The organism is Salinivibrio sp. PR932 (genome assembly GCF_001996125.1).
GTDB lineage: Bacteria > Pseudomonadota > Gammaproteobacteria > Enterobacterales > Vibrionaceae > Salinivibrio > Salinivibrio proteolyticus.
This window is the reverse complement of the sequence record NZ_MUFM01000013.1, coordinates 80118-90599: the sequence shown is the minus strand read 5'-3', so window position 1 is coordinate 90599 and position 10482 is coordinate 80118. Positions and strand designations below refer to the sequence as shown.

Below are 10482 nucleotides of genomic sequence, written 5' to 3'. Positions count from 1 at the left end.
CAGTGAGTTAATATATTTTTTCAACATGAGACAAAGAAGGGAAAGGACAACGGCAAGCCCTTGCCTGCCGTTATTGATCCATCATGCCGCGGACTTGTTCGAGCACGCGGAGCACCTTGTTCGAATAATCCGGATCGGTCGCATAACCGGCCTGATGCAACTCGCGAATAAATTGCTCTGGTTGTGCGGACTGGGACAGTGCCTGCTGATAGCGAGGGTTGCTATTGAGGAAAGAGACGAAGTCGTCAAAGCTATCTTGATACGATGGGTAGGCACGGAAACTCGCGGTTTCTTGAACCGGTATGCCATCATAGACTTCTAAGGTCTGCGTCGCGACTTTATCGCCCTGCCAGCGCTTATCGGCCTTAATATTAAACAAGTTATGGCTGTTATCACGCGCGTTAGCGATCACTTTTTTACCCCATCCCGTTTCTAGCGCCGCTTGCGCAAGAATAATCGCCGGATCGGTACCTAGCGCCCGAGCGGCTCGGCGAGCGTGAGGCGTGAGGGTTTGCACAAATGATTCTGGCGAATCAAACGATTCTTTACGTATAGGACGCTCTGGAATACTTGGCGGCGCGATAGACTGTCTATCCAGTTCGGCCATCGCTTGCTCTGCCGCTTGCCGACTTTGAGCTTTATTCATGGGCAGCGCGTTCGCGGATGCGAAAGCGGCCTCTTTTAAGTTGGTTTGGGGCTCACCCGATTGCGCGCTGCCTAGCTGTTGTACAATCATATCTGCCAAGCCCAGAGATCCTTCACGGCTCAGTTCACTGGCAAGTTGTTCATCAGCCATTTGCTCGTAAAATTTCGATGTGCGGTTATCAATCAAATCCGATTCAAACGCTTCATTCGCTTCTCGCATCGATTTGAACAGCATTTGTGTAAACAACGACTCAAACTGTTCTGCCGCCGCCCGCAATGCCGCTTTTTCATCACCATCTTTACCACTTACGGCTTTTTGCCGTAGTGAATCGAGCTGGCTAATGTCATGCACAAATTGGCTATCAACCGGTGATTTCATTGTTCTGCCCTATATCACGATCAACTGGCCATCGATGGCACCTGCTTGTTTCAGCGCTTGCAGTATTGCCATCAGATCTGACGGTGCTGCGCCCACACCATTAACGGCACGTACCAAGTCGTCCAAGGTCACGCCCGGCTTAAAGTGGAACATCCGTCCCTCTTCTTCTTGCACTTCGATATCAGTATCCGGCGTGACGACCGCTTCCCCTCCGCCAAGCGGGTTAGGCTGACTCACATTGAAATCTTCATTAATGGATACCGTCATTCCGCCATGAGTGATCGCCGCAGGTCGCAAACGGACATTTTGTCCCACTACGATCGTCCCCGTGCGAGAGTTTACAATGATCTTGGCGGCGGCATCGCCCGGCTCGAATTCAATATTTTCCACCGTCGATAAAAATGCGACGCGCTGGCTGACATCACGAGGCGCTCGAACACGTATAGACGTCGCATCCATCGCTGAGGCCATTGAAGGACCTAAGAAGCGATTAATGGCATCCGCCATACGTTGGGCGGTGGTGAAATCCGCTTGAAATAAGTTGAAGGTCAAGAAGTCGCCGCGACCAAATGGATTGGGCACTTCGCGTTCAACAGACGCGCCATTAGTGATACGGCCAACCGTTGGTGTATTACCTACTAATCGTGAGCCATCCGCCCCCGTGGCGCTAAAACCACCCACAATCAAGTTGCCTTGCGCAATGGCATAGACGTTACCATCCAAACCTTTAAGGAAGGTTTGTAACAGCGTTCCCCCGCGCAGGCTTTCTGCCGAACCAATCGAGGAGACCGTAACGTCAAGTTTTTGACCCTGCTTCGCAAAGGCGGGTAAATCTGCCGTAACAGCCACCGCCGCAATATTGGCCGCCTGAGGGTTGATGTCGGGTGGTAACTGGATGCCAAAGTTTTCCAGCATAGATTTAAAACTTTGATCGGTAAACGGCGTGCTCTCACCGGTGCCCGGCAAACCGACAACCAGACCGTAGCCTGTCAGGGTGTTGCTGCGTACACCTGCCACTTCCGACACATCTTTTATGCGTGCCGCGAGGCTCGGAAACGCCACCACTAGCAATACAATCGATAACAACCACTTTTTCACGTCAACTCTCCGGCACGTTATTGCGCTATAAAGTGACATTAAAGAATCGTGCCAACCAGCCTTGCTCTTGCGTATCTTGGCGATCACCCGTTCCTGAATATTGAATACGCGCGTTAGAAATACGTGTCGATGCAATCGTGTTATCTGGGCTAATGTCGGCCGGACGAATGGTACCGCTGAGGCGTATGTATTCATCCCCTGAGTTTAATGTCAGCCACTTTTCACCTCGAACCATCAGGTTGCCATTCGAGAGAACATCAATTACTTGGACTGAAATTGACCCCTGTAGGCTGTTGCTCTGATCGGCTGAAGCAGAGCCTGTAAAGGAGTTATCGTTACTCACTTCATAAGATAGGGTCCGCTCGCCGATAGTGATCTCTTCCCCCCCCAACGAGAGCGGATCCATAGTGAGATCATTGGATTTCGCCAAATCAGAGCTCGCACTTTTTTGTGCTTGCGTGTTCTCTTCGAGCATCACGGTGACGATATCTCCCAAACCGCGCGGTTTAGACCCGTCATAAAGGTCACGCTGGCGGGTACTATCAAACAAGGAGCCTGTCGCCGTCGCGTAATGCTCTGGAGGTTGCTGAGGACGAATGGGTGACCAAGCAGGGTCACCTGCTTTGGGATCTTCGCGTTGGCGGAGTAAGCCAATCAGTCCCTCACTGTCTGGCGCTGTCTCTCCCTCGACCGCATCCGTGGTTGAGGTTGCTTGGTCAAGATCACTACCTGTGTCCTGTTGACCCGGCAAAGAGCAGCCGCTCAGACCGAACAAGGCCATAAGCAACAAGCTTGGCATTAAAACACGTTGGAAAGTCATCAGCGCCCCCTTGAAACCCTTAGCCTTGTTTATAACTGCTGATTCACATAGCTCAGCATTTGGTCAACAGACGAAATCACTTTTGAGTTCATCTCGTAGACACGCTGCGCTTCAATCATGTTGACCAGCTCTTCGGTGACATTCACGTTCGAGGTTTCTAGCATCGACTGCTTCACTTCACCGAAGCCATCCAGACCAGGCACCCCTTCTTGTGGATCGCCACTGGCTCCTGTCGGTAAATAGATGTTTTGTCCAATCGGCTCTAACCCACCCGGGTTGATAAAATCGACTGTGGTGATCTGACCCAATACTTGGTTTTCTTGCTGGCCACGCAAACGGGCTGACACTTCACCATCAGTACCCACCGTAATCTGCACCGCGTCTTGCGGCACGGTGATTTCAGGTTGCAGAACGTAGCCAGAACCCGATGTCACTATGGTGCCTTCATCGTTTAGGGTGAACTGACCATTACGTTGGTAACCGATATTGCCGTCCGGCAGCAATACTTGGAAGAAACCATCGCCTTGGATCATCATATCAAGGGCGTTATTGGTGGTTTGCACATTACCATTGGTATGAACACGTTGCGTGGCAACCACTTTAGAGCCCGCGCCCAGCATCAAGCCACTGGGTAACTCTGTGTTTTGCGAAGACTGTCCACCCGGTTGGTTGATGTTTTGGTAAAACAAATCTTCAAACACGGCACGCGACTTTTTAAAGCCAATGGTGGATGCGTTCGCTAAGTTGTTCGAGATGGTCGAGATGTTAGTCTGTTGCGCATCAAGTCCGGTTTTACTGACCCATAATGCTGGATGCATAGTGTGTTCCTCTTAAGATGACTTAGCCAAGCTGCAACAGTGATGCAGACGACTCGTCCATTTTTTCCGCGGTTTTCATCAGCTTCACTTGCATTTCAAAGTGACGCTGCAAGTCGATTAAGCCGGTCATTTCGCCCACAGCATTCACGTTGCTGCCTTCTAATGCACCGGTGAGTAGTGTCACTCCCGCATCAGCAGGAAAGATAGTGCCGGGCTGTTTGGCTTTGAAAACCCCGTCTTTGTCTTTGAATAAGTCTTGATTGTCGGGACGAACCAATTTAATTCTATCTACCACTTCCATTGCATCGGCAGGCGCTCCTTGCGGAAGCACCGACACCGAGCCATCCTTGCCCACTTCAATTTTTGCTGCGGGGAGTGGAATAAAAATCGGACCGCCGGTCTCGCCTAGGATTAGGTTGCCGTTACTGTTTTGCAGCAGGCCTGTCTGGTCGACTTTCAAGTGACCCGCGCGGGTATATCCCTCTTGCCCTTGGCTATCGAGTACCGCTAACCAACCCTGTCCCTGTACGGCAACATCGAGATTACGGCCGGTGGTAATCGTTGAGCCTTGCTCAAAACGATAGCCAGGACGCTCTGTCATGTTGAACACACGGCTGGGAAGTCCTTCGCCATACGCTTGCATGGAGCGAGACTGCTCAAGATCGGCTCGAAAGCCTGTTGTGCTCACGTTTGCCAAGTTATTTGCGCGCAGCTGCATCGCTTGCATGTCCTGCTTCGCACCACTCATGGCAAGGTATAACGCGCGATCCATATTGGTTGCCTCCACAATCGTTCTAACTAGAACAAAGCAAAGAGCATGCCAGCATTAAAAATTAATATTTATCAAGCAATTATGAAGATTTAGTAACAGGTAAAAGCTAAACAGGAGGAGAGAATGGAAAAGCCTTGCCGCCCAAAATGTGGACGGCAAGGAAAACAGGGTTATCGAATTTGCAAGATGTTTTGTTGCATCTGATTGCTCACTTCCAAGGCTCGCGAGTTAGCTTGGAAGTTACGCTGTGCAGTGATCAAGTCCACCAGCTCTTGAGTCATATCGATATTCGATTGCTCGATCGTTCCGCTTTTCACTTGGCCAAACGCACCTTGCATCGCTTCACCAAAAATAGGATCGCCAGAGTCTTGCGTCACATCCCATTGGGTGTTGCCCACTTGAGCAAGGCCTTGTTGGTTGGCCACGCGAACCATGGCGACACGCCCTAGTGCGATGTTTTCACCGTTACTATAGGTGGCCATGATGGTGCCTTTGGGATCAATATCGACCTTAGTCAAATAGCCGGTCGTCGCGCCATCGTCGCTAAACTTACGCATTTCAAACGGTGCGGCATATTGGGTTGGGTTGTCGAAGTTAATCGTCAACTGCTGATCACCATTTGCACCGTTCATCTCTAGCGCCGCCCCCGCAGGGCCGAGCGGATCGGTCACTATTGGGTTGCCACCGTTGATGCTGTTAACGGAGCCATCTGAGTTAAAATCAACCGTATGCCCCGTGTGTCCTGTGGCGTTGGTGACGTTACCACCTTGAATATTAACCGGCTTTTCCCCTTCGGGATCCGTCATGGTGTAGTACACCGACCAACTATTCGGGTTAGCGGGATCATTGCCTTTCACATAGTAGGTGGAAAGCTTATAAGGTTGACCTAATGAATCATACACAGTGGCAGAGGTTTGCTTGTTGTAGGTTTCTGGGTCTTCAAAATTAAACTGCGCCGGATCTTTCTCTGCGCCGCCGGCTGGTAAGTTCAAGCCAATATCAACGTTTTGCGAGGCACGAGGCTGACCAAACTGATCGGGCACATTCAGCGCTTGGGGTTCGTACGATCCCACTTGCTGCGTGTCAGGGTCCACTTTATAACCCAGCAGATATTGACCTTCCGAGTTGATAATGTCGTTGTTTTTATCAAGGTGGAAGGCGCCGTTACGCGTCAGGTGATAGTCACTGGTTTGAAGCTTGTCATTCGAGACGCCAAAGAACCCATTACCACTGATCCGTAAATCCAACGGGTTGTTGGTGTAGATACTCGAGCCCTCATGGAACTGCTGCGCAACGACTGAGGTTTGCACACCGGTACCATTGGTGGTTTTCGAGTTCGAAAAAATCGACGTTGAATACACATCCCCGAACTCAGCACGCGACTCTTTAAAGCCATAGGTATTGGCGTTCGCAATGTTGTTACTGGTGGTATTCATGTCTTTCTGGGCCGCACCAAGGCCACTTAACGCAATATTAAAACCCATTGCTTTCCACTCCTAATAAATCGGTTAGCCTTTCGTCACATTACCGACGTCGGCATTACCGACTTCTAGCACTTCAGCGAGCTTGAACGGTGAGGAGAAGCCGGCAAGATTTAACATCACGTTGCCGTCGCCATTCCCCAGCAAGACACTGTTCACGTTGGCATAGGTTGATAAATCAAACTCTTGAGTTTTGCCATCAACCATGCCGCTGACTTTCAATCGATAGCGACCTTCCGGCATCGGATTGCCGTTGTCATCGTTGCCGTCCCACTCAACCCGGTGATCGCCGGGCGGCTTCGGCCCCATGCTGAAGGTTCGCAATAGCTGGCCTTGTTCGTTCTCCACCCGAACACTCACGTTGTCGAGCGCGCGAGGCAGTTTCACCATACCCGCGATTCCGCCCGCTTCAGGCTTGACGCCCATCGAGCCAGGAACCAGTACGTCTCGGCCAACCAAAGATGACGCTTGTAGTGCTTGGTTAGAAGTAATCGACTCATTGAACGCATCAAATTGATTGTTCATCTTGCCGATCCCTTCTACCGTCGCAAATGACGCCATCTGGGAGATCATTTTGTCATTGTCGACAGGCTTGAACGGATCCTGTTGTGACAGCTGCTTGGTGAGCAGTGAGAGAAAGTCTTCCTGCTTGAGCTCAGTCTGTCCGGTGACTTTCTCCTGGCTCTCTTGCAGTTTTTTCTCCTGCTGCGCCTTGAGCTGGTCAATGTAGGACAGTCCGCTAGTCGAACCTGTACCGTCGATTCCGGCCATTATCGCCTCCTACATTACTGACCCATCTGAAGCGTACGCATCAGCATTTGTTTACTCGCATCGGCAACCTGCACGTTAGTTTGGTAGGCGCGCGACGCGGAGATCATATTCGCCATTTCTTCCATCACGTTGACGTTGGGTTTAAAGATATAACCCTCTTCATTCGCCATCGGGTGGTCAGGGTTATATTCGGCACGTAAAGGCTTTTGGCTCTCAACGATACCTTTAATGTGCACCGGCACACTCTCACCACTTTGCTGCTTGAAGCGGTTAAGCTCTGCAGCAAAAATCGGATGCCGTGCACGATAGGTTTCCTGCGCAGAACTGCTTACCGAATTGGCATTGGCTAGGTTGCTTGATGTGGTGTTCAACCGCACTGACTCTGCGCTCATCGCCGAACCAGATACGTTAAAGATATTAAACAAGCTCATCGGTTATTCCCCTTTCAATGCCTTTTTCATGTTCTTGAACTTTGAGCCAAGAAAATCCAGTGAGGCTTGGTATTCCAATGCATTCTGCATGAACAAATTCTTTTCGAGCTGAGCATCAACCGTGTTGCCATCCCCAGTATCAGGTTGCGTAGGCACGCGGTACTTCTTCTCGCCCGCCACGTGAGTGGTGGCAGCAATGTGCCGCTCATTAGTGCGGCTTAGGCCAATGCTTGCCCCTGAGGTTGCCGCCTGCAGAGCACGTTTAAAGTCGATATCTTGTGCTTTGTAGCCTGGCGTATTGGCATTAGCAATGTTGCTAGACAGCGTCTCTGCCCGCGTAGCGCGTACGCCGACAGTGTGCTGGTGTACGCCTAATGCATTGTCAAATGTAATCGCCATGGGCAACCTCCAAAACTCTTCTCATCACATCAAAGCAATCTTGATGCCAATTTTTAATATCCAACCTAAACACTATATTTTCAATGAGATAGAAAACAAGCCGCGGGATTATCTGGATGAGACGGCGGCAATACTCACAAAAGAAGAGGCAAACAGAAAAGAAAAAGCGGCAAGAAAGATGCCGCTTTTGAAAAGGATTACTTGAGTTTGTAAATAATACCGGGGTTGCACCGGATCATCTCAAATTTATCAGTGAGCCCAGTCAGTGACTCAGACGCTCCAAGAATTAAGTGTCCGCCTGGGTTAAGCGCCCCCGCCATCTGGTTTAACACCTGAGCCTTCATGTCTGGCGAGAAGTAAATCAAGACGTTACGACAAAAAATAATGTCGAACTTACCTAATAAACTATAGCTTTCCATTAGGTTCTGCGGGCGGAATGTCACCATACGCTTAATGTTCTCTTTCACCCGCATCTTGCCATCACCGACATCTTCAAAGAAGGTACGACGACGCTCCGGTGAGAGTCCACGCCCTAGGGCAAGATTATCGTAAATTCCCTGACGGCAAGCTTCCAACATCGACGTTGATATATCGGTAGCAGTAATACTCACACTGCCTAGCATGCCCGGCTTACGTTGCTGCGTTTCAGCCACTGTCATGGCAATAGAATACGGCTCTTGCCCGGATGAGCTCGCCGCCGACCAAATTTTGATCGGCTTGCGGGCTTTGCCTAATTCAGGCAGCAGACGATGGGCCAACACTTCAAACGGGTAGGTGTCACGAAACCACAGGGTTTCATTGGTGGTCATCGCATCGATTGCAGCGACTGCCAACTCTCGATTTCGGCCCGTAATCACCGATTTCACCAATTCAGAGAGTGACGCCAAACCAAACTTATTGACCAATGGACTAAGTCGGCTTCGTACTAGGTATTGTTTACTATCCCCAAGTACGATGCCGCATTTCGATTCGAGATGCTTGCAGAAGTCTCGATATTCTTGGTCACTGATTGCTACATTTGTCATTAATCAACTCAATCGCTCTGTTTGGGTTACGACTTAACCGCTTCGATGACGGCAGAGCCCAATTCATCAGGGTCGAATTTCGCGATAAACGAGTTGGCGCCCACGCGCTGCACCATGGCCTCGTTAAATACACCGCTTAAAGATGAGTGCAATACTACATGAAGATCTTTTAAGCTCGCATCTTTTCGGATTTCAGTGGTGAGGGTGTAACCGTCCATTTCCGGCATCTCAATATCTGAAATCACCAATGCCAGCTGGCTATATATATTGCCTTCTGCTGCCATTTCTTTCAGTTTATCCAGTGCCTCTTTGCCATCTTGTACCAAGATAACATCATAACCGACACTTTCTACAGCGCGCTTCACTTGGCGACGCGCTACGCTCGAATCATCCGCGACCAGTACTTGGCTCGGTGCACTTTCCTCACGCTCTTCACGCTTGGAGAGCACCTCCTCACTGATTTCCTCATTCACGGGTGCAATTTCATTCAGGATTTTTTCAACATCCAGCACTTCCACCAGCTCATTGTCAATTTCAGTCACGGCGGTCAAGTAGTGAGAACGGCCTGTGCCTTGAGGCGGTGGGAGGATTTTTTCCCAATTCATGTTCACGATACGCTCGACCGACCCAACTAAAAAGCCCTGCATCGAACGGTTAAACTCAGAAATGATCACGAAACGATTCTCGGGATCCGGAATAGCTGGCCCGCCAGTTGCTAGGCTCATATCAATGACAGAGACTGTTTGACCGCGAATGTGCGCGACCCCTTTCACTAAGGGATGCAAATTTGCCATCGCGGTTAACTTAGGGCACTGAAGAACTTCCTTTACTTTAAAGACGTTAATGCCAAAGCGTTGGTTTCTCATCAGGCGGAAAGTCAACAGCTCTAACCGGTTTTGTCCTACCAGCTGCGTTCGCTGGTTGACCGAATCAAGAACACCACCTGTCATAAGATAAACTCCATGTTGCCCCGTTTTTTATGTAGAGTAGCATGATAATAGTAGTGGGTTATTGCACTACTCTCGAGAAAGAAGGGAAAATTTCTTCTTTGGTCGTCATCAATGGTTTGGATCTATGTATCAGATATTACGTTTATTTATCGTCAGCTTATTAACAAGCTTTAGCGTAAGTATAGCCGCTGCGACGGTAAGTCAAATGGATGCGGTCAGAGAAGCGGCAGAACGACATGTCGAGTCTATCATTTCAGTGCCCAAAAACGGTGAGCTCGACATCACAGCCGGCAACCTTGACTCGAGATTACGCCTGACCGATTGTCCGTTGCCATTGGATACCGAAGTGCCAGGGCGGCAACGCATGAATACCTCGGTAACGGTCATGGTCTCGTGTCCTCAAGATGACTGGCAGGTGTATATCCCAGTCCAAATTCGCTTAATGATCCCACTGGTCGTTGCCAAGCGCCCGTTAGATCGTGGCATGCCTCTTGCAGAGAGTGATATGACCATTCAAATGGTTGACAGTCGGTTTCAACGTGGCCAAACCTACACCAGTCCAGCGCGCCTAATAGGCTCGAAAGTAAAGAGAACGGTCGGGATTGGTCAGCCCATCAGCAGTAACGATGTGTGTGCCGTGTGTCGAAATGATGACGTTGTTATCACTGCACGTGGAAACGGACTCAATATTGTTGCAAAAGGTACGGCATTAAGTGACGGTGCTCTAGGAGAGCAAATAAAAGTCAAGAACGATAAATCCAATCGGATTGTCGATGCTACAATCTCGGCGGTGGGCGAAGTGACGGTAAATTTCTAATTTTTTACGCCCGAATGCTAAAGTTAGCAAAAGGAATGCCGATACGCTGAGCAACGGACTCAAAAGCGACTGACAG

The 10482-nt window shown here is 49.9% G+C and carries 13 protein-coding genes; 2 read left to right on the top strand and 11 right to left on the bottom strand.

Annotation, left to right across the window (positions count from 1 at the left end):
* Positions 1–70: 70 nt before the first annotated feature.
* The 9 genes from flgJ to flgB all read right to left on the bottom strand — a co-directional run bounded on the left by flgJ (position 71) and on the right by flgB (position 7614).
* On the bottom strand, positions 71–1024 hold the full coding sequence (gene flgJ, locus BZG84_RS08625) for a flagellar assembly peptidoglycan hydrolase FlgJ (RefSeq protein WP_077662874.1): 954 nt from the start codon (positions 1022–1024) through the stop codon (positions 71–73).
* A 9-nt stretch (positions 1025–1033) separates the two neighbouring features.
* Entirely contained in the window at positions 1034–2161 is a 1128-nt protein-coding gene (locus BZG84_RS08620; protein WP_443216363.1) for a flagellar basal body P-ring protein FlgI, read from the bottom strand.
* Entirely contained in the window at positions 2148–2942 is a 795-nt protein-coding gene (locus tag BZG84_RS08615) for a flagellar basal body L-ring protein FlgH (RefSeq protein WP_415752736.1), read from the bottom strand. Before BZG84_RS08615 ends, BZG84_RS08620 begins: the two co-directional genes overlap by 14 nt.
* Before the next feature lie 29 nt (positions 2943–2971).
* Complete coding sequence (flgG, locus tag BZG84_RS08610) at positions 2972–3760, bottom strand: flagellar basal-body rod protein FlgG (RefSeq protein WP_069589302.1); 789 nt, start codon at positions 3758–3760, stop codon at positions 2972–2974.
* A 22-nt stretch (positions 3761–3782) separates the two neighbouring features.
* A complete protein-coding gene (gene flgF, locus BZG84_RS08605; RefSeq protein WP_069589300.1) occupies positions 3783–4532 on the bottom strand; it encodes a flagellar basal-body rod protein FlgF in 750 nt (249 codons plus the stop codon).
* Between the two features lie 170 nt (positions 4533–4702).
* Positions 4703–6016, bottom strand: coding sequence for a flagellar hook protein FlgE (gene flgE / locus BZG84_RS08600; protein WP_077478929.1), 1314 nt, complete (start codon positions 6014–6016; stop codon positions 4703–4705).
* A 24-nt stretch (positions 6017–6040) separates the two neighbouring features.
* Positions 6041–6784: a flagellar hook assembly protein FlgD gene (locus BZG84_RS08595; protein ID WP_069589298.1), complete on the bottom strand. Its 744-nt coding sequence runs from the start codon at positions 6782–6784 to the stop codon at positions 6041–6043.
* Between the two features lie 14 nt (positions 6785–6798).
* Positions 6799–7215 (bottom strand): flagellar basal body rod protein FlgC, encoded by a 417-nt coding sequence (gene flgC / locus BZG84_RS08590; protein ID WP_069589296.1) that lies wholly within the window; start codon positions 7213–7215, stop codon positions 6799–6801.
* Between the two features lie 3 nt (positions 7216–7218).
* The gene (gene flgB / locus BZG84_RS08585; protein WP_077455526.1) at positions 7219–7614 is read right to left on the bottom strand and encodes a flagellar basal body rod protein FlgB; all 396 of its coding nucleotides are present in this window, start codon (positions 7612–7614) and stop codon (positions 7219–7221) included.
* Between flgB and BZG84_RS08580 the strand changes: the two genes are divergently transcribed.
* The gene (locus tag BZG84_RS08580) at positions 7613–7819 is read left to right on the top strand and encodes a hypothetical protein (protein WP_077478928.1); all 207 of its coding nucleotides are present in this window, start codon (positions 7613–7615) and stop codon (positions 7817–7819) included. The two genes, flgB and BZG84_RS08580, sit on opposite strands and share 2 nt — an antisense overlap.
* Here the strand turns inward: BZG84_RS08580 and BZG84_RS08575 are convergent.
* Complete coding sequence (locus BZG84_RS08575; protein WP_069589292.1) at positions 7812–8639, bottom strand: CheR family methyltransferase; 828 nt, start codon at positions 8637–8639, stop codon at positions 7812–7814. The genes BZG84_RS08580 and BZG84_RS08575 overlap by 8 nt on opposite strands.
* A 26-nt stretch (positions 8640–8665) precedes the next feature.
* Positions 8666–9589: a chemotaxis protein CheV gene (locus BZG84_RS08570; RefSeq protein ID WP_077662877.1), complete on the bottom strand. Its 924-nt coding sequence runs from the start codon at positions 9587–9589 to the stop codon at positions 8666–8668.
* A 205-nt stretch (positions 9590–9794) separates the two neighbouring features.
* Between BZG84_RS08570 and flgA the strand changes: the two genes are divergently transcribed.
* Positions 9795–10406 (top strand): flagellar basal body P-ring formation chaperone FlgA, encoded by a 612-nt coding sequence (flgA, locus tag BZG84_RS08565; protein WP_274532426.1) that lies wholly within the window; start codon positions 9795–9797, stop codon positions 10404–10406.
* The last annotated feature ends 76 nt before the right edge of the window (positions 10407–10482 follow it).